Annotated in this window: 17 protein-coding genes; 10 read left to right on the top strand and 7 right to left on the bottom strand. The window is 36.9% G+C overall.

All coding sequences use genetic code 11. The annotated features are described in order from the left end of the window. Together QNJ66_RS19145 and QNJ66_RS19140 are read left to right on the top strand one after the other, a co-directional pair. Nucleotides 1-186, top strand: a 186-nt coding sequence (locus QNJ66_RS19145) for a hypothetical protein (RefSeq protein ID WP_300509802.1), incomplete at its 5' end; no start/stop codon positions are given. A gap of 141 nt (nt 187-327) precedes the next feature. Then, nucleotides 328-1197 carry an alpha/beta hydrolase gene (locus QNJ66_RS19140; protein WP_300509800.1) on the top strand — a complete coding sequence of 290 codons (870 nt, stop codon included), beginning with the start codon at nt 328-330 and terminating at the stop codon, nt 1195-1197. 15 nt (nt 1198-1212) lie between these two features. Here the strand turns inward: QNJ66_RS19140 and QNJ66_RS19135 are convergent, their stop codons facing one another. Further along, nucleotides 1213-1866 (bottom strand): DUF1295 domain-containing protein, encoded by a 654-nt coding sequence (locus QNJ66_RS19135; RefSeq protein WP_300509798.1) that lies wholly within the window; start codon nt 1864-1866, stop codon nt 1213-1215. 83 nt (nt 1867-1949) lie between these two features. After that, nucleotides 1950-3632, bottom strand: coding sequence for a DUF3352 domain-containing protein (locus QNJ66_RS19130; protein WP_300509795.1), 1683 nt, complete (start codon nt 3630-3632; stop codon nt 1950-1952). 450 nt (nt 3633-4082) lie between these two features. On the opposite strand from QNJ66_RS19130, the gene hpnJ reads away from it, so the two are divergent. The 3 genes from hpnJ (at nt 4083) to QNJ66_RS19115 (ending at nt 6223) form a co-directional block, all read left to right on the top strand. After that, nucleotides 4083-5519 carry a hopanoid biosynthesis associated radical SAM protein HpnJ gene (gene hpnJ / locus QNJ66_RS19125; RefSeq protein WP_300509793.1) on the top strand — a complete coding sequence of 479 codons (1437 nt, stop codon included), beginning with the start codon at nt 4083-4085 and terminating at the stop codon, nt 5517-5519. Between the two features lie 64 nt (nt 5520-5583). Beyond that, the gene (locus tag QNJ66_RS19120) at nt 5584-5904 is read left to right on the top strand and encodes a DUF433 domain-containing protein (RefSeq protein WP_300509791.1); all 321 of its coding nucleotides are present in this window, start codon (nt 5584-5586) and stop codon (nt 5902-5904) included. After that, nucleotides 5888-6223 carry a DUF5615 family PIN-like protein gene (locus QNJ66_RS19115; protein WP_300509790.1) on the top strand — a complete coding sequence of 112 codons (336 nt, stop codon included), beginning with the start codon at nt 5888-5890 and terminating at the stop codon, nt 6221-6223. The genes QNJ66_RS19120 and QNJ66_RS19115 overlap by 17 nt, the downstream gene beginning before the upstream one ends. Nucleotides 6224-6331: 108 nt before the next feature. On the opposite strand, the gene QNJ66_RS19110 is transcribed toward QNJ66_RS19115, so the two are convergent. The 3 genes from QNJ66_RS19110 to QNJ66_RS19100 form a co-directional block, all read right to left on the bottom strand. Next, nucleotides 6332-7642: a tetratricopeptide repeat protein gene (locus tag QNJ66_RS19110; protein ID WP_366146295.1), complete on the bottom strand. Its 1311-nt coding sequence runs from the start codon at nt 7640-7642 to the stop codon at nt 6332-6334. Nucleotides 7643-7714: 72 nt separating this feature from the next. Beyond that, nucleotides 7715-9052 (bottom strand): transposase, encoded by a 1338-nt coding sequence (locus tag QNJ66_RS19105; RefSeq protein ID WP_300509789.1) that lies wholly within the window; start codon nt 9050-9052, stop codon nt 7715-7717. 183 nt (nt 9053-9235) lie between these two features. Beyond that, the gene (locus QNJ66_RS19100) at nt 9236-10498 is read right to left on the bottom strand and encodes a class I SAM-dependent methyltransferase (RefSeq protein ID WP_300509787.1); all 1263 of its coding nucleotides are present in this window, start codon (nt 10496-10498) and stop codon (nt 9236-9238) included. A gap of 160 nt (nt 10499-10658) precedes the next feature. On the opposite strand from QNJ66_RS19100, the gene glsA reads away from it, so the two are divergent. Beyond that, nucleotides 10659-12629 (top strand): glutaminase A, encoded by a 1971-nt coding sequence (glsA, locus tag QNJ66_RS19095; protein WP_300509784.1) that lies wholly within the window; start codon nt 10659-10661, stop codon nt 12627-12629. A gap of 262 nt (nt 12630-12891) precedes the next feature. Here the strand turns inward: glsA and QNJ66_RS19090 are convergent, their stop codons facing one another. Further along, nucleotides 12892-13650 (bottom strand): SDR family oxidoreductase, encoded by a 759-nt coding sequence (locus QNJ66_RS19090; protein WP_300509782.1) that lies wholly within the window; start codon nt 13648-13650, stop codon nt 12892-12894. Between the two features lie 399 nt (nt 13651-14049). On the opposite strand from QNJ66_RS19090, the gene fabZ reads away from it, so the two are divergent. The 3 genes from fabZ to QNJ66_RS19075 all read left to right on the top strand — a co-directional run bounded on the left by fabZ (nt 14050) and on the right by QNJ66_RS19075 (nt 18690). After that, nucleotides 14050-14538: a 3-hydroxyacyl-ACP dehydratase FabZ gene (gene fabZ, locus QNJ66_RS19085; protein ID WP_300509780.1), complete on the top strand. Its 489-nt coding sequence runs from the start codon at nt 14050-14052 to the stop codon at nt 14536-14538. Nucleotides 14539-14891: 353 nt separating this feature from the next. Then, nucleotides 14892-16670 (top strand): lipoxygenase family protein, encoded by a 1779-nt coding sequence (locus QNJ66_RS19080; RefSeq protein ID WP_300509778.1) that lies wholly within the window; start codon nt 14892-14894, stop codon nt 16668-16670. Nucleotides 16671-16947: 277 nt separating this feature from the next. Next, a complete protein-coding gene (locus QNJ66_RS19075; protein ID WP_300509776.1) occupies nt 16948-18690 on the top strand; it encodes an alkaline phosphatase PhoX in 1743 nt (580 codons plus the stop codon). 283 nt (nt 18691-18973) lie between these two features. On the opposite strand, the gene QNJ66_RS19070 is transcribed toward QNJ66_RS19075, so the two are convergent. Then, nucleotides 18974-20446, bottom strand: coding sequence for a transposase (locus tag QNJ66_RS19070; RefSeq protein WP_300509774.1), 1473 nt, complete (start codon nt 20444-20446; stop codon nt 18974-18976). 65 nt (nt 20447-20511) lie between these two features. On the opposite strand from QNJ66_RS19070, the gene tnpA reads away from it, so the two are divergent. After that, a partial coding sequence (gene tnpA / locus QNJ66_RS19065) for an IS200/IS605 family transposase (RefSeq protein WP_300509771.1) occupies nt 20512-20692 on the top strand: 181 nt, incomplete at its 3' end.

Raw genomic sequence — 20692 nt, 5'->3', positions numbered from 1 at the left:
GGGGAGCATCCCATTTTTGCCAAAAACTTATTCTTGGAGTTTGACGGGGAGAGGGGGAGATGGGGAGACGGGGGGAAATTAATCAGATCAACTATTATCAATCAAGGACAATTTGCAACTTTGGGATGCTCCCGGACAATGGACAATGGACAATGGACAATGGACAAAATTATTTGTTATTTTTGAATTATATTAATAATAAATTCTAGGTTTTAATAAAGGTAATTTCATTTATCATTTATCATTTATCATTAGTTTGGAAGTAGGCTTGAAACCAAAATGTTCAATGTTTAATGTTCAATGTTCAATGTTCAATGTTTTGTCATCATGTCTTTAGTTAATAAAAGTTGGAATCATAACTATCTTGAGACGAATGGGGTTAAACTTCATTATGTTTCGGAAGGAGAAGGAAAGTTGATGTTAATGTTACATGGATTTCCTGAATTTTGGTACTCATGGAGACATCAAATAGCAGCTTTCTCTAATAATTATCGAGTGGTTGCTCCTGACTTACGAGGTTATAATTATAGTGATAAACCCCAGTCTATTCAATCATACAGCATCTCAGAATTAGTTAAAGATGTTGCTGGTATTATTACTAATTTAGGGTACAAAAAATGTAATTTAGTCGCTCATGACTGGGGTGGTGCGATCGCTTGGTATTTTGCTGATCAATATCCAGAGATGGTGGAAAAATTGATTATTTTAAATCTTCCTCATCCAGCTAAGTTTATGGAAGGTTTACGTACTCCTCAACAGTTAAAAAAAAGTTGGTATATTTTCTTTTTTCAACTTCCTTTTTTACCAGAATTATTATTTAAACGGAATGATTATCAAGCGATCACATCTGCATTTACAAAACATACAATTGATGAATCTGCATTTACTTCAGAAGACATAGAAGCTTACAAAAAAGCTGCTGCACAACCCAGTGCTTTGACAGCAGCAATTAATTATTATCGTTGTTTTTTTCGAGAACTATTTAAACCTCAAAAATCATGGAATAAAATAAATATTCCTACATTAATAGTATGGGGTGAAAATGACATCTACTTAGGAAAAGAATTGACTTATAGAACCGATGATTATGTTGAGAATTTAACTATTAAGTATATTCCTAATTGTAGTCATTGGGTACAACAGGAACAACCAGAATTAGTTAATCAATATATAGCTGATTTTTTGGACCTTTCCTGAGCATAATATTGAGGGTTAATTTTGTTGAGAAATGATATTTTTTTCAGATTCGCTCAAAAATAATTTAGGGAAGATTAAACCGGATACTTTTTGATAAGCTTCAAATTGAGGATAACGGGAAAGGGACTTATCTTTTTTGAGCATATTAGGAAGCATAATAAGACTAATAAATAGTCCTAAAATAACAAAGGGTAACCAATGCTGAGTTAATAAAGCAAAGCTAGTATAAGTTAAGATTTCGCCTAAATAATTAGTGTTGCGACAACGGGCAAAAAATCCTTCTGTGATTAACCCTGAATGATATTTAAGGGTGTAATATTTTTGAGCATCTCCAGTGTAGTGCAGTAAAATACCCACAAGATTCATTGAAATAGCTACACCAATTAAAGGGGGAGATGCTTCTATATTTTGACTGATTAAAATAAAAGGAGCAACCCAATAAAGATCAACAACAAAAAAGGTGAAAATTCCTACAGGAATAGGTACTTCTTCTTCCCAACTTTTGTCTGGATATATCATATCTTTTAATAGCCAAAGGATACCATAAGTTCCGTGCAGTGCCAAATAAACCCAAGCAGTAACACTAAAGTTTTGATATAGAGTCATCAAACCTAAGACAAAGAACAATGTTAGTGCTTTGTGCAAATTAATGGGATATTTTACTTTCATGTTTTTTTCTAGCGGTGTGTTATTTACATTTATTTACAAATAGTAACACACCCTTCTAGACCGTAACAAGCATCTTGTTTGTCTTAGACACCAATATTAAAGAAAATAGTGGCACGACTAATATTATCTTGACTACCTTGACTACTGACAGTTAAAGAACGAATATTTCTTAATAAGGGTTTAACCCCAAATTCTACAACTCTGGTAATGGGTAATTTTTGGTTTAAAATAGGTTCACTTTTTTCCCAGTTAATATAGAAATAGCCATCATTCTCTGGGGATAGTCCTTCGACAACGTGCTGAAATTCTTCCGTATCTATTAGTTTCGTATAATCCGAAGAAATAGCCTCAGAAATAGCTTCAAACGAAGTAGAAAAGATAACATAATTATCAACATTGCCATGAATACCACTCACCTCAGCTTGTAAACTAGCTAGGTTTTTTTTATCAGGATTAACCGTTGCTTTTAGCTGTGTCCAAACAGTTACATCGGTGTCTAATAAGGGTAATTTTCCTACTGTATAACCAGCATCTTCTGCTTGTTGATCAAACTGTGTTAATACCTCATCTATAGCAACATTAGGACTTTTTTCCGCAACAAAAATCCAATCAGCTTCACCCCCTTCCTCTTTTGGTACTAAACCTACGCTAAATTCCCCTTGAACCCAAGGAAAAACATCTTTTGCCAAATTTACACCTAATGGTTCTTCTAGATAGGTTATAGCTTGATTTAATAGTTGTTGCAGGGGACTATCTTGGTCTAACCCCGTCTCAATTTGTTGCCATAATTGATTTAAGTTAGTACCTGCTGCGGTTAAAATAGTGTTGTCAGGAAGATAAGAAAACGCACCAACTGGTTCCGACAAAATAGGAGAGCGATCTCTTTCTCCCGAGACTCCAATTAAAGCAGTTTGAGCAACTAACCCCTCTTCTTTGATGGAAAAAGCAATAGTTAAAGTTTGAGTAATCTCAGGTAATTCTGGGATAGGTAGATTAGCCAACCAAGCAGATAAAGCAGGAAAATTAGTGTAAACAATACCAATTCTCGGATCAATAATCGTATCTAATGCCTTCTGATAACCTGGTGCATTCTTTAAGTTTAAATCAGGAACTTGTACATTATTAATACTCTCTTTTAGCACCTGTATATCATTAGCAAAAAGAACCATATTCCCCACAACTGCTGTAGCAGAAAGAGGTGTATTTTTTGTTAGATTGGGGTTTTGTTGAGCAATTAAATTAACCCCCTTATAAGATTCAAAAACTAAATCAGAAGTCCCTGCGATCGCGTCAGTAGAATAGGAAGTTTCGAGGAACTCTTTAGCCAGTTCTTGGTCCTTAGTAGAAACCGCCAATAAATAACCCGGTTTAATACCATTATTAGGGTTATGATCGTAGTCAAGAGAAGTAACAGCCAAAGTCATTTCTTCACCTAACCAAGGTTGAATTTGTGATTGATAATCTAATCCTGTTTTAGCTAATAAAGTTTTTTCAATGGTGAGTATTTCTTGATGTGATCGCCGTCTTTTTTCAGGGGAAGCAATAAACCGTCCCAACCCATCCAAGCGATCGGGGTTAGTTAATAAAGAAACCATAACTGGTGCTTGTCTGGGAAGAAAAATTGCTGTAGTTGGTTCCTTAATAACCCCTCCTGCTAATAAAGGGAAAGGACTCGGTTTCAGTATGAAATAGACGCTGGTTACTGCGAGGGAGAGAAGCAGAATAACACCAAAGATGAGAGTGGCAAAAAAAGGACGAAACTTCACTATTATCTATCCACAATAAGGAATGATCACTGTTTATTTTACCAAACTATAGCAATCAGGTTTCAGTTGTAAGAAAACCAGAAGTAGGAAAAACACAGTGTTAAATCCCTACGAACGTGAGTTCGGAGTTAGCAGTTAGGAGTTAGGAGTTATAATTTTTTTAACGAGAGAATGAAGGTTTGAGACTTCTGATTTGAGTCAGTTTTCTCGAAATTTCCTTATATCGAACTCAGGTTAATACTATTATCTCCTCTATATGTTCTCATTTATCATATATCATTACTGATTGCTATATCAGAATCTATAAATTCTTAAACAATAAATTATAATTTTAACTTCATAATTGCTTGATCAACTAATAGAAAATTCGTTAGCATTACAAGAACTTGCTCATCAGGTAACTGTACCGATGAGAAACTGATGTGAGTAAATGTGAACGGTAAGGAAAACATGAAAAAGACCTTATTTTTAAGTCCTCCCTCCTTTGATGGTTTTGATGGCGCGGCCGGGGCCAGATATCAAGCCAAACGAGAAATTACCTCCTTTTGGTATCCCACCTGGTTAGCGCAACCAGCAGCCTTAGTCCCAGACAGTAAATTAGTAGATGCACCGGCCCATTATCAAACCGTCGAGGATGTCTTAAAAATTGCCAAGGACTACGAACTGGTGATTATGTACACCAGTACCCCCACCTTACCCAACGATGTCAAATGTGCCGAGGCTATTAAAGCACAAAACCCTGATACTGAAGTAGGTTTATTGGGGGCCCATGCTGCTGTTTTACCCAGTCAAACCTTAGAAGAAAACCCTATTATCGACTTTGTTTGTCGCAACGAATTTGATTACACTTGTAAAGAATTAGCAGAAGGGAAACCCTACGCAGAGATTAAAGGACTAAGTTATCGTGATGCTTCTGGTAATATTAAGCATACCGAAGAACGGGAATTAATTCACGATTGGGACTCAATGCCAAGTGTTTTTCCTATGTACGAAAAACATCTAAATTTCCGTAACTATTTTATTGGTTATTTACTGCATCCTTACATCTCTTTGTACACAGGAAGAGGGTGTCCTGCGAAATGTACTTTTTGTCTCTGGCCGCAAACTATCGGGGGACATCAATACCGTGCCAAAACTCCCGAAGCTGTGGGTAAAGAAATGGCTTTAGCTAAGTCTATCTGGGGTGACGAGGTTCGAGAATATTTCTTTGATGATGATACTTTCACCATCGATAAAAAACGGGTTATGGCTATTAGTGAACATCTGAAAAAGCTTAACCTAACCTGGAGTTGTAACGCCCGTGCTAACCTAGATTACGAAACCCTAAAAACTTTAAGAGATAATGGCTTACGCTTATTATTAGTTGGTTTTGAATCAGGAAATCAAGGGGTATTAGATGGAGTGAAAAAAGGCATTAAATTAGAAGTTGCTCGTAAATTTATGGACAACTGTAATAAACTGGGTATTAAAGTACACGGGGCCTTTATTCTCGGTTTACCAAACGAAAGTAAAGAAACAATTGAAGACACTATTCGCTTTGCTTGTGATATTAGTCCCCATACTATTCAAGTGTCTATTGCTTCTCCTTATCCTGGCACAGAATTATATAAACAAGCGCAAGAAAATGGTTGGTTTACTAACGGAAACTTAGTAGCTAGTTCCGGTATTCAAATGTCAACTTTACAATATCCTAATCTCTCTGCTGCTGAAATTGAAGAGGGAGTTGAACAGATGTATCGTCGTTTCTATTTCCGTCGTCGTACCATCGTTCCTATTGTTAAAGAAATGTTAGGTGATCCGCAAATGTTAGTGCGTCGTTTACGGGAAGGAAGAGAGTTTATGGCCTATTTAAAAGAACGTCATACTCGTAGTTTAGTTAACGCTTAAATCAAGTAGGTTGGGTTGAACGAAAGTGAAACCCAACATAACATTTAATTATCGAAATTAAAACATGACAAAAACAATCATTAATCATATTGAAATAACGCCAGGAATATGTGGTGGAAAACCACGTATTGCAGGACATCGTATTCGAGTAGAAGATATTGTTATTTGGCATGAATCGATGGGAATGTCTCCTGATGAAATTGTTTCCCAATATCCTAGTATTACTTTAGGGGATGTTTATGCAGCTTTATCTTATTATCATGATCATTTTGAAGAGATCAGAAAACAAATGCAAGAAGATAAAGTATTTGCTAGAGAAATGCAAATAGAAACTCCTTCTTTAGTGAAACAAAAACTAAGTCAGCGACATGATAGACAAGATTAAATTTCACCTAGACGAAAATGCTAATAAAGCGATCGCCGAGGGTTTAAGACGCAGAAAGATTGATGTGACAACAACGGTTGAGGTAGGATTGATTTCTGCATCAGATGAAGAACAATTACTGTTTGCCAATTCCCAACACAGAGTTATTTTTACACAAGATAGGGACTTTTTAAAGTTACATTATTCGGGTTCTGAACACTCAGGTATTGTATATTGTATTAAAGAAAGTCGTTCTATTGGCAAAGTTTTGCGAAGTCTTATTTTAATTTGGGAGGTACTAAGTCCAGAGGAAATCTTAGGAAAAGTAGAGTATATTTGAAACACAGTAATTTTTAATATGTAGGTTGGGTTGAACCAGAGTGAAACTTAACACAACGGTTAATGATTGTTGGGTTTGGTTCCTCAACCCAACCTACGAATATAATCTTTATTTTTGAGCATTTCTCAAACTAGCTAAATTATCCCGAAAAATAACTGCACTTGGATGATTAACCCCTAATGTTTCTTCTGCAATAGCTACTGCTTCAATATACAAAGGTTCAGCTTCTGAGTATTTTCCTTGGTTATCATATAGTACGGCTAAATTATTTAAACTGTTAGCTACATCAGGATGCTGATCTCCTAATAATTTTTTTCTCAAGGCTAAAGCATCTTTATACAAGGGTTCAGCTTCTGTATATCTTCCTTGCTTATAGTAGAGTCCTGCTAAATTATTTAAACTGGTAGCTATATTAGGATGGCGATGGCCTAATATTTCTTTATACAAGGCTAAAGCTTTTTCGTACAAGGGTTCTGCTTCTGTGTATCTTCCCTGGTTATCGTAGAGTACAGCTAAATTATTTAGACTGGTAGCTACATCAGGATGGCGATCTCCTAATAATTCTTTTCTCAAGGCTAAAGCTTGTTTGTACAATGGTTCTGCTTTTATGTATCTTCCTTGGTTATCGTAGAGTGTGGCTAAATTATCTAAGGTGGTAGCTACATAAGGATGGCGATCTCCTAATAATTCTTTATACAAGGCTAAAGCTTCAATGAACAAGGGTTCTGCTTCTGGGTATCTTCCCTGGTTATCGTAGAGTATGGCTAAATCATTGAAACTGTCAGCCACATCAGGATGGCGATGGCTTAATAATTCTTGTCTCAAGGCTAAAGCTTCAATGAACAAGGGTTCTGCTTCTGGGTGTCTTCCTTGGTTATCATATAGTACGGCTAAATTATTTAAACTGGTAGCTACATCAGGATGGCGATGGCCTAATAATTCTTTTCTCAAGGCTAAAGCATCTTTGTACAAAGGTTCTGCTTCTGAGTATCTTCCTTGGTTATCGTACAGTAGGGCTAAATTATTTAGACTGGTAGCTACATCAGGATGGCGATGGCCTAATAATTCTTTTCTCAAGGCTAAAGCATCTTTGTACAAAGGTTCTGCTTCTGTGTATCTTCCTTGGTTTTTGTACAGTACGGCTAAATTATTTAAACTGGTAGCTACATCAGGATGAAGCTCTTGCAAACGACTTCTAGTAAGGGTTAAGCAGTCTACTAACCAAGGTTCAGCAAGGAAATATAAGCCTTGACCACTATAGTAACGCCCTAAACCTCCATAGAGGGCAACAATATCATCTTCTGCTATGGTACGTTGAAATTCCCTGGCTGCGATTTCAATATGGGGAATATGAGGCGTAACCTTTCTAATACTCTCTAGGGTTGGTGTTTTAGGAATCTCTCTACATAGGTCTGCCATTACCTTACAATTTTAATGGTTGAAGATAAATAATTAAACCGAGTGGTAAGTGACATCCTCCCACGCTAACTGCTAGGCAGTATAGCGTGGGCTTCCCAACTCACGATGGGATATTTCTGCCCACAGAGGTAAGTTACCCCTACGCCAGTTATCTAGGCTCATCACCCCCGACACCTCGACTTGACAGACTGTTTCCTTTCCTCTGAGTCCCAGAGTAGTAGTTTCTATTCCTCGATTACAAATTTCTTGCGCGCTGGCAACATCTCTGTTACATTGATATCCGCATTCAGGACAGTTATGAACCCTATCAGAAAGGGTTTTCCTAACCTCTGCACGACAATTAGGACAAGTTTGGCTAGTTCCTCGGTGGTCAACTAACCCAAAATACTTACCTCTTATCTTGCAGATATATTTCAGAATATCCCTGAATTGCCCAAAACCTGCATCAAGGGTATGCTTACCCAGAAATCCCTTGGCCATTGTGCGAAAGTCAATATCCTCCATAAAGATACTGTCTCCCATATCACAAACCTTATGGGCTAATTTAAATTGGTAATCTTTACGTTTGAAGGCAATATGATTATGTTGCTTTTCAACTTTCTTTCTGGCTTTTTCGTAATTATTAGAACGTTGTCTTGGTGCGCGTTCCCTAGGCGATTGTGAATCGCCGGGGTCGCACCGCTTCTGTTTTCTACTTAGGCGACGTTGCAGCAATTTCAGCTTACGGTGTTCGCTTTTGAAGAATTTACGTCCTTTTTCTACGTAGTTATCACTGGTAGCTAAGTAACTGGAAAGACCAACATCAATACCAAGAAAATGCCCGAATGGTGATTCAATTTCAGGCAAATTTATGTCAGATTGAATGCTGATTACAGCAAACCACCCCATCGCTTTTTTGATAACTCGTACCTGTTTGATGACAAAACCATCAGGGATAGGACGATGAAGATTTATCCGTACTTTTCCTAATTTTGGTAACTTGATCTGCCATCCTGTCAAAGGATTGCTTCTAAACTGAGGAAACAGTAAAGACTTCATCTGTCCATATTTCTTGAACCGAGGAAAACCAAACCCCCGATTACGAAAAAAGTCCCAAGCATCATGCAGTCTCCTAACATTAGTTTGTAAGACTTGACTGGGAACTTTAGCCAACAAAGGATATACTTTCTTAGCTTTGGGTAATTGATTTTGTTGCTGATGATAACTTGGAAAAGGATAATCAGCACACATGATATATTCTGACTCTAGTGAACACCGATCTATTGGACACTTCTTTGAAGCAATCCAATCCTTTAGTTCACGCAAAGCATAATTATATGAACGGCGACAAATTTCCAGCCATTCAGATAACATTACCTCTTGTTTACTGTCAGGGTAGATTCTATATGTATAGTTCAGTGTTAGAGTCATAACATCACTTTAGCACACAGTTGCTCAAATGGTAACACAAGCTATCTAAGCGAGGTTGTGCTGTCGCACGTTAATATATTGGTCGGGATTCATCCCATCCCTAAGCGTCCGGCGGTACTCGCCTGTGGCTCGATGCGTCCACCTTAGCTATAGCGAGGGACTTCTCCCGACATCTCAGTTAACTTATTTTTTGAGGGTCAACACGGCAATTAATCCATGACCACAACCCCATCCTTTTTGCATTTCGTACTCTAGGGTTCTCAACGCATAACCCAATTGAGGTTCAATAATATTGGCACGGGGATCACCGTACCACATCCAACCCACATCTGCAATAACGCGATCGATAGTCATTAAAGCAAATTGTAAGGGTTTGGCAAATTGATCCCATCCGGCCACATCGGGAAGGGAGATATTATGAGAAAGACGACGTTGGGTAAACTCAATTAAAATATTCCAAGAGCTAATCAAATCTTCTAACAAAGGACTGATAAAGGTATGTTCTGGAAAGATGCTGCTATCCAATATTAATTCTTCTAAATTGGTGCGCATATAATCTTCATGGAGGGAATTGATGGAGCGACGAGTGGGTTTAAGTTTGGGGTTAAAATGTCTTGTATCCGTATGACGACCAACTAAAAGGGAGCGATCGACTAATCTGCTAACTTCTAGGGTGAATCCTGTTTTTTCACTAATTTCTTGAGCTAATTCTCTGACTTCTTGTCCCGTCCAAAACCGAATGGGAAACGACTCAATATCGGTGGTTTGACGAACTGCCTCAGAATATAGATAACCCATATTATATTCACGAACCTTTTCTTGTTCAGACTCCCCGTGCCAAAAACCAGGCCATTCCACAGAATAACGGCCAATTAAGTCCATTACGACTACACTGCCATCTTTACCATGATCACAAATATCCTCTAACAAGGTTACTAAATCTTTGCGCGCTAGATGGGATAGAGAACCGTAGGAAGAAAAATAAAGATCAAAAGCAGATTCTTTATCCTTAATCTCTCCTAAACCTTGGGATAAATCTGCCTGTTTAAATTGTACGTTAGGTTTATCGGAAAACAGGTCTTGACCTTTGGTTACCATGGCCTGACTAATATCTAACCCGACAAACAAGGAAATGTCTTCATAAGGCAATACGCGTTTATGTTGTAATCCTAAATCCAGGTCATTATAATCAATTTTAGTTAGAATATCGTATCCTTGCCCTGCACCACAACCTAAGTCAACGATTCTCATTCCTTTTCCTTCACTACGTTGCATTTCGACTAGGTTTCGTAAAAAAGGACGCAAGACAATACGAGTTAGTTGATCTTCCCAATAGGTACGAACATTATCGTATTTACCAAACAAATTGCCAACATATAAATCATATTTCCCTTCTTTTACAGCTTGAGTATAAGTTTTAAACTCGTTGGAGTTAGCTGGTTTCATTAATTTTTCTCCAAATAAACAGCAACGATTACCATTCAGGGCAACATAATCATTTCTGAGGTCTCCGTACCCTTGTAGACTACTGCTTTATTGCCAATTTGTACATTAAAATATTAGGAGTTTTATCAGCCTCGGTAACTTGGGGATCTTCAATTAAACAATGGAAAATATAAATATGGGTGAGGAATGGTCAATTTTTGCTCCTGAAGAAATAGGATTTCAGGATTTTTTTGCGGAATCATTGAATGATTTATATCAACGTTTTCTGGATGTAAAAGAGGGGGAAAATGCGACTTATATTCCCGATTTAGCTAAAGCAGATCCTGATTTATTTGGCATTAGTATTATGACCACAAATGGACAAATTTATAGTGTAGGAGATACATCCGAATTATTTACAATTCAATCTATTTCTAAACCTTTGGTCTATGGCATGGTTTTAGAAGAGTGGGGAGAAGAGTATGTTCTCAATAAAATTGGGGTTGAACCGACGGGACAACCCTTTAATGATATCATGGAGGCACAAGAAATTCAAGATAGAAAATATAATCCGATGGTTAATGCTGGAGCGATTATTACTACCAGTTTAATTAAAGGACATAACCTAGAAGAAAAACGACAGAAACTATTAAAGATGTTTAGTGGTTATTTTGGGCGAGATGTTAATATCAATGAGTCAATTTTTTGGTCAAGAAAAACAGGAGATAGTTGGAATCGTGCTATTGCTTATATGATGCTTAATTTTGGACTAATTGAAGGAAATGTTGAAGAAATATTAGACCTTTATTTTCAACAATGCTCCTTTTTGGTAACTTGTCAAGATTTGGCATTAATGGCAGCAACATTGGCAAATCAAGGCTTAAATCCCCTTACAGGAGAAAGAACAATCAATGAAAATTATACTAAAGATTTACTCAGTATTATGTTTAGCAGTGGCTTATATGACTTTTCAGGTCAATGGGCTTATCGTGTCGGTCTACCAGCAAAAAGTGGTTTATCAGGAGCGATCATTGGGGTGATTCCCAATACAATGGGAATTGCTGTGTTTTCTCCTCGTCTAGGAACCCATAATAAAAGTGTTCGTGGAGTAAAAATTTTTGAAGAACTTTCTCAACAGTTTAAACTGCATATTTTTAAACCAGATTATTCTAATAATCCCTTTAATAAAAAAAGAAAATTAATTTCTTCTTTTTTCAAGGAACAAGATAGTTTGAACAGCTTTTTACAGCATTTATACCATAAATATTTACCGTTAAATCAAGGTAATCTTTATGTAAGTGAACCTGATTTAGTCGAGGTTGATCCTAATTGTTTTTCTATTTGTATTGTTACTGTCGATGGACAAGTTTATACCGTAGGAGACAGCGAAAAACCATTTTTAATTCAATCCATTTCTAAGGTATTTGCCTATGGAATGGCATTAGAAGATCATGGCAGGGACTACATTTTAACAAAAGTGGAAGTGGAACCCACAGGAGATAGTTATGATTCTATTATTAAAGTAGAAGAAAATTCTAAACGTCCCTATAATTGTATGGTGAACACTGGGGCAATCGCTATGACCAGTTTAATCAAAGGAAAAAGTCCAGCACACAAGCTTAATCGTCTCTTAAAAATGTATCAACGTTATGTGGGTCATCCTGTATATGTTGACACTTCTGCTGTAGTTTCTGAACAAAATCAAGGCGATCGCAACTGGGCTATCTCTTATTTATTACGTAATTTTGGCATGATTTCTGGGGATATTAAACAAACCCTTGATCTCTATCTCCAACAATGTTCTGCTATCATTAATTGTCGAGATTTAGCAGTGATGGCTGCAACTTTGGCCAATCAAGGAATTAACCCGATCACAGATCAAATAGCTATCAATCCTGACTATATCAAAGATTTGCTCAGTGTCATGTTTACTTGCGGTATGTATGACTTTGCGGGTGAATGGTCCTATAAAGTGGGTTTTCCTGCTAAAAGCGGTGTTGGAGGCGGTATTTTAGGGGTGGTTCCGGGGGTCATGGGGATTGGTGTCTTTTCTCCTCCCCTCGATAAACGGGGGAATAGTATTCGCGGAATCAAAGTTTGTGAAGAGTTATCTCAACAGTTTAAACTGCATATTTTTCAACCTTTAAAATAAGTATTCATTCGTTATTTTTCAGCTTTATCTATTAGCTAAAATATGATTTACATATAATTAATGATTGCAATATTACTATGAATTATGGTGAGAAATTTATGGAAATTATCGAAAATAGTCAAACCAAAACCCCCGCCTTTTAAGGCGCATAGTTTTTGAATCGGAGCATAAATTTCTATTTCAAAAATAAATTCTGACTTCGTTAATCCTTCCTCGGAATCACAACTAGGGAGATGAAAAATGTGCTAACTATTTTTTTCTGCTATATAATTTGACTGAAAAGTTGTTTCCAATTAGTAACTTCTGGTCTTTTTCCTGAATTAATGATATCAAAAGCTTGATTAATTGTTACCTCATAATTCAAACATTCAACACACATATTAGCAACATCAATTCTGCTAGTCTCTCCATTTAAAGTATCACCAGTGCCAATGATAACAGCTTTTTTCCCATCAGTTTTTGCTCTAAGTAAGGTATTAAGATCATAAGAAGTGTAAGGACCATCAATCAATCTTCCAGGACGAATAATTGTGTAAGGTAGTTCCGAATTTTTAAGAGTATTTTCTGCATAAAGTTTAGCATCAAGTACCCCAAAGCTATTGAGAATATTAAAAGGTAAACTATCTTTCCTCAAAACACCACAAGAAGAAACAAAAACAAATCTTATTAGGTTTTTGGGAGCAGCTAAAATCAAGTTTTTTACTCCTTCACCATCTACTATTTGAGGACTGTTTTTAGCCTTAAAAAAGTTAACAAAATCCCACCTTTGAGAAGGAAAAGCAGTGGTCCCAGTACAACATATAATATAAGTAACATTTTCTATAGCTGAAGCGAGAGTATCGGGATAACGAAGATCTCCAACCACAATATTTACTTTGTCATCAAACATCTGTTCAGCTTTATTTTTATTTCTAGTTAAAGCACGAACAGAAAGATTTTTTTCTAATAATTTAGCCACCACTAATTGCCCGACACCACCAGTCGCACCTGCAACTAAAATTAAATCTGAATTATCTAGCATTTGTCCTTATCTAATATTAACCTGGCGATTATTATGCCATCGCTTATTGGGCATTTTAACTCATGATAGCACCTGAGTTCGATATAAGGAAATTTCGAGAAAACTGACTCAAATCAGAAGTCTCAAACCTTCATTATCTCGTTAAAAAAATTATAACTCCTAACTCCGAACTCCTAACTCCTAACTCCGAACTCACGTGATAGCAGTTTTCAATTGATTATATCAAAATCTCGGTTTAGTGACAGTGGAGAGTATTTCTCTTTGAGTTTGTAATCTATGCAAATGAAAATTGATATGAAAGAGAAAAACTTCTCAAAGAAATATAACATTATTTAAAAATTTTGTTGAATGGTGAAATAATGAGAAAGGATTATTTCTATTGATGGTTGTTTAATTAGTATGTCTGATGTCACCGAAAACCCTGTTGATAACGCTTCTGAAAATAGTACCATTCAAACCACCTTTACGGTTCAAGAAATCCGAGAATTATTACCTCATCGTTACCCTTTTGCTTTAGTTGATCGTATCATTGATTATGTCCCTGAGAAAAAGGCAGTTGGCATAAAAAATGTTACCATTAATGAACCGTTCTTTCCTGGTCATATTCCTCCCCTTCCCATTATGCCAGGGGTTTTAATTGTAGAATCAATGGCACAAGTTGGCGGAGTTATTTTAAGCTTATTACCAGGTATGAAAGGGATATTTTTTGCTTTTGCTGGTATCGATAAAGTCAGGTTTCGTCGTCAGGTTATCCCGGGAGATCAATTAATCATTACCGTGGAATTACTAGCTTTCAAACGGGAAAGAATTGCTAAAATGAAAGGTGAGGCAACCGTTGATGGAGAGTTGGCTGCTGAAGGAGAAATGTTATTTTCTCGTATTGATTAAATATCTAATCATTGATAGCCATTCCTTGATGATTTTCTCGCTTTAATTACCACAAATAAAGGGGAATAACTTTTCCTCTTTAACTCCCAATACTGTTGCGTTTTCGGAAATTATCTGTTTAGATAGAGATAGAGGTAGAGGTAGATGGGGAAGCAAAATATTATTTTTCTTTACTTCCCACACTACCAATACTTCCTATTTAATCAAGTTTTCAAGTTTATTTGAGCAGTATTGCTTTAACTCCCTAACCATAATGTTTAACGCTTATACCACAAGAAATTAAACCTAAATTTCTGAACTTTTATGACCAAGATCAAAGTTTCTAGAAATTTCCAAATTAGGAGAAAAAAGCTATGTTTAATAATGCCAAAGATACCTTTCAATGGGTTAATCCAAAAGAACGTTATCCTGGCGCACCTCCTTATGTGGTTGGACTGCCCAAAGGGGAAGGATTTACTGCTTTTAAGGTGTTGTGGTTTGATTTAACCGCCCTCAAGTCTGTTCTCATTTTAATTATTACCCAATTGTTTTATGTTCTGGGTTATTTAAGCAGAACAAATTTTGAATTTAAGGGAGTGGCTGATTTAGGTTTACTGGAAGTTTTAAAACCTAGTGATTACTGGGAAAAGGTAACAGATTTATTCCAATTTTTCAAATTGCCCTTATTGCCAAAACCTTTAATTGCAGATATTTGGGAAGAGGATATAGAATTTGGACGGCAATTTTTACAAGGTCTTAACCCTGTTTTACTGAGAAAATGTAAGGCAGAAGATATTGCAACAGATAGTAAGTTTCCTGTAAAAGATGAGCATTTAAAAGAATATTTAGGAGATAATTTTTCTTTGCAATCTGCTTTAGAGCAAGGCCAACTATATCTAGTTAATTACGAAATTTTTGAGGATATTATTGATTCTTCTCAAGAGGATCAATTGGGTCGTTATAGTTGTTCTCCTCTGTGTTTATTTTATCTAAATGAGAAAGAGCAATTACTTCCTGTTGCTATTAAAGTTAAACAAAAATACAACCAAGAAAGCGATCCTTATCCTGAAATTTTTACTCCTAACTCTTCCAAAGCTGAATGGAAAGCAGCAAAATTAGCCGTTTCTGCAACAGATATTGCCTATCAAGGGATTATTGCTCACTTACTAGATACTCATTTAGCTCTAGAAGTTTGTGCCGTAAGTACCTACCGAACCTTATCTCTAGATCACATTCTTTATCAACTGTTGAAACCCCACTTTTTTAATACTTTAGCTATTAATTATATGGCTCGTTCTGTTTTTCTAGGCCGAGGAGGATTTTTTGATTCTACCGGTGCTTTGGGTTATACTAGCTCTAATGAATTATTAAGTCGAGCTTATTGGGGCAAAGGATTAGTTACAAACTATCAGGGTGAACCTTGGCAATTGTATCAAAAAGCCTTACCCTATAGTTTAGAATCCCGTGATGTTCAAGACTTACCTAACTATTACTACAAAGACGATGCTTTGTTGATGTGGGAAGCAACGAAAAATTATGTTAGTGATGTTATTAAAAATCACTACAAAGATAACCAAGCTGTTGAAAATGACGACAAATTACAAGCTTGGAAAAATGAGTTAATTTCTGCTGATGCAGGGACTATTCAAGGATTACTGCCCCCAGAAAAAGCCGAACAACTGACTGGAAAACTCAATAATGTTGAGGATCTTATTGATATTCTCACTACAATGATATTCCTAGCAAGTACTCAACACGCTGCTGTAAACTTCGGACAGTATGATTATGGTGCATGGGTAGCAAATATGCCCTTTGCTTTGTATCAACCTTTCTCTTCTCTTTATAGTGTTGACAGTGAAGAAGAACGAGAAAAAATATTATTAAAATGGTTACCAGGAAGACTACAAACTATTAAACAAATCGTCTTAGTTAAAGTCTTAACCATTCTTCCTCCCATTACCAGTAAAAGTCTTTTAACCTTATCTAACCCCTTCAAACAAGAGGCAGATAAACAAGTATTTAAAGACTTCAAAAAAAGTTTACAAGAGATTGAATCTCAATTAAAAGAACGAAACAAACAACTGAAAAAAGAAGGCAAAACCCCTTATATTTATTTACAACCTTCTCGTATTCCTCAAAGTATTGCTATTTAGTTGTTTCCAACAATACTCCATAGTTAACCACCAGGTTTAAAAATTGTAAAAGTAGGCAAGATTAATCTTTGCCTACTTTTTTTTTGCTCAATACACCCAGCATACAAACCTGAGAAAAAGCTTAAAATTGTCAGGTCTTAAATGAAACTTAACCATTCAATTACTTTTTCCTATCCTATCTGAATAATACTTGATGGTCGTGAGGAGGAATTTATGGAAACTATTGAAATCCTTAAAAAATAATCCTCAATAAACACTATCCCTAACATTGGAGAACATGAAAAACACTTTAAAGATTGTTGCTGCTTTAAGCACTGTAGTAACTTTTGCTATCATTGGCGCAGAAGCCGCACGAGGACAAACAGCCTATCCTGAAGCCCAAATCCAAGGAATTGGTAATTGGGAAACTGAAGCTATCTTTACCATTGGAGAAGAGATTAATGGTTATAGACCCACAGGCATTTTAGATGGAATTGGAGCCTTTAAACTCAATGATGATACGGTTCGCTTTCTAGTTAACAGTGAGTTAAATGATGGCACAGGTTATTCCTATGATATTAACACTCTAGACGGCAATCCCGCCAATGATCTTACCGTGCCTGGTGGTGCGCGTATTCATTACTTTGATGTAGATATCGACAGCAAGGAAGTGATTGATGGTGGTTTGGCTTTCGATCGCATTTTTGACCGCAGGGGTGATTTAATCACTGATACCAGTCAATTTCCTACAGGTGCATCCTTAAACCGTTTTTGTTCTGGTATGCACGTTGATGCTGGAACCTTTGGTTTTGTAGATGATATTTACTTTGCCGGTGAAGAAACTAACGGTGGGACTGAGTTTGTCTTAGATGTTGCCTCAATTGGATCTCCTCAAGGTGGTGCGCTTTATGCTGCACCAGCTTTAGGCCGCGCTGCTTGGGAAAATATTACACCCATTGATCCTGGAAACCCTAATCAAGTTGCTTTACTTGTGGGAGACGACAGAGAAGCAGCCGCCATGTACTTGTATGTTGGCGAAAAAGATACCACTGCTGGGGCTGGTTTCTTAGAAAGAAACGGTTTAGCCCAAGGAACTCTTTATACTTGGGTTGCACGTAATGGCGATACAACTCCTACTCTGGGAGGGTTTAGCACTGGTTCTAGTGTCTTAGGTGATTGGGTTCCTGTGGTTAATATTGATCCAGATACCCCTGATGCTGATGATAGTGATGGCTTTGATTCCGACGGTTTCGCCACTCAGGATGGGTTAGATACCCAAACTGGTCGCGCACAGGCACTCAATAGTATCCAGCCTGGAGATTCTGATAATCCCACTATTATTGATGGTTTAACTAACTTAAATGCCTTTCTATTCTCCCGTCCTGAAGACGTAGCAACCAATCCCAACGACACCACTGAAATCGTTATGGCTTCTACTGGTCGTCCTGGTGTCTTCCCTGAAGATAGCTGGGGAACTACCTATAGTTTCAAGAATGATCTAAGCACCTTAACCGCAGAAGCAACGGTTCTTTACGATGGAGATGTTGCACCTGGTTTTGCTGGGCCTGACTTTGGACTTCGTAGCCCCGATAACTTAGACTGGGCAGATGATGGCAAAATTTATATTCAAGAAGACCGTTCTATTGGTGCTTTCTGTGACACCAGTGACGAAGAAGCTTCTATCTGGCAACTTGACCCCAATAATGGCAATCAGTTAACACGCATTGCTCAGATGGATCGTAGTGTTGTTGTTCCTACTGGCGTGACTGATGATGATCCCACTGATTGTGGTGACTGGGAAAGTTCCGGCATTTTAGATGTAACTGAATTGTTTGGTAGCGAGGAAAGACTCTTTATTCTCGATACTCAAGCCCATAGTCTCCGTGACGGAATTATTGCTAGTGAAGACTTAGTGCAAGGGGGTCAGTTGATTTTCTTATCTGAGTCCACATCCGTTCCTGAACCAACTTCCACCCTTGGACTATTAGCTTTAGCTGGTGCTGTTGGTGCCGGAACCTATGGCCGCAAGGGCAAGAAATAGGAGTTATACACTGTTGCGCAATAGTTGATTGGAAACCATTGCCAAGGATAACTCCCAGATAAATCACATACTATACTCATTCTAAACTCTGAAAAGCATAACAGTAGGGACTTTGTTGAACAATGTTCCTATTTTTGTTTTTTACGCAGCGATCGCTTTTCCTCTTATCCCCTACATCCCCAGTATCAGGATTTTTGGGATTAGGGGATTTTCAGGATGGTTTAGTGAGTGGGTAGCATAGTTTAATGGATTTTGACGCTCTCCTGGCTAAAGCCGAGGAGATTCATAACGAATCCCTGTCGGGATGGTTATTTTCTTGATTAAATAGACTTAACTGCAAAGTATATTCACTCAAGTTCCCAGGCACATCACGTTTGCTCTTACGAGCGTAATGTTTTCTCCGTTTATTCTCTGTTAATTCAGAGGTGGGCGTTTGAAACAAAGTTAATTGTTTCGGTTCCGGCAAGTCCCTCCGTACCTTTTTAACTATGTTTAAACTATAGTGATTAATTGCTTTGTTCTTGATATTAATACTCGCTTGAAAATTGGCATCATCAACATGACCACAGTTAGTACAAAAGAATTTTTCTCCTTTTCTATTATCAGGATCTATGTGATGACAAACCGAACATTCTTGGCTAGTATGACGAGGATTAACCCTTAAAACAATCTTTCCTGACTTTGCAGCCATGTACTCAATTTTTTGGGTTAATGAATACCATGAAGCATCAGCAATTAATCGGTTTAAAGCGCGCTTAGCACTTTGTCCATTTTTCAGAAACCGTCCTGTGTTTTCATCATATTTAGGTTTACACCCCTTAATCATGTTAGAAATTTGCAAATCTTCAATGGCAATGGCATCAGATTTTTGAACAATTTTCTTAGCTGTTTGCCATTGATAAGCTTCTCGTTTAATAGCAATTCTATATTGAAAGCCTGAAAGTTTTTGTTGAGATTTTCGTCTATTATTAGATCCTTTCTTTTTTCGACTAACTCTCCTTTGACGAATTTTTTGTAATCTTTTTGTTGTCTTATTTGTAGCGAATCTAGGATTATCAATAGCTGAAGAGTCTGAACAGTACACTAACTTACCTAACCCCATATCTAAACCGATAACGGTTTTTACCTCTTCTATATTCTTAAGAGGGAAATCAGGAACCGATTTATGTTCTATTCTGACTGAAACATAATAACCGTTACTCTTTTTTCTAACTGTAACTGATTTAATCTTAAAACCATCAGGTATAGGACGAGAATTATAGAATTTAGTCCATCCCAACTTAGGTAAATAGATTTTATTTCCCTTTATTTTTACTCCAGTGGCATAAGTAAAAGAACGAAAGGTACTGCGATTCTTAAACTTAGGAAATCTTCGATTTTGCTGAAAAAAGTTATTATAGGCGTTATCTAACCGTCTGAGATTTTGTTGTAGGACAGTAGAATCTATTTCGTCATACCAAGGTCTTGCTTTTTTAAGTAAGGGAAGTTCAGTTATTTGTATATTAACAGGGCTTTTTTTCTTACCTTTATTAGACCAAGGATTCCCCGTTGCACCTCCTAATGAACAAGTTAAGGGAGTAATAATTACCTTAGTTCTTAAGTCGCAATAGTCTCCACAAATATATCTTTGATAATAGGAATCTATGCGGTCAGCTAAAGACCAATTATAGTTAGCCCTAAGCATATCTATCCATCTGTCAATCTTGTTTGACTGACCAACATTTGGACGAAGCTTATAGCAGTAACCTAAAATCACTTGACTTAACTTAGTTGTGGACTATACTGTATTTATCTACATTATTCTAGCATTATTTTTTGACTGTGAACCAACAATATAGAAAAACTTCACATACTGTATCTCTCATTAATTATCATTTTGTCTGGATACCTAAACGACGCAAAAAAGTCTTAGTTGGTGATGTAGAGAAAAGATTACGTCAGATTATTTGGGAAGTATGTCAAGAGAATGATTGGATTATTATAGCTTTAGAAATCATGGCCG

Origin of the sequence: Crocosphaera sp. (genome assembly GCF_030064895.1) — a bacterium.
In the GTDB taxonomy this organism is placed as follows: Bacteria; Cyanobacteriota; Cyanobacteriia; order Cyanobacteriales; family Microcystaceae; genus Crocosphaera.
Note: the sequence above shows the minus strand (reverse complement) of the source record. Positions and strands in the feature narration are given on the sequence as shown.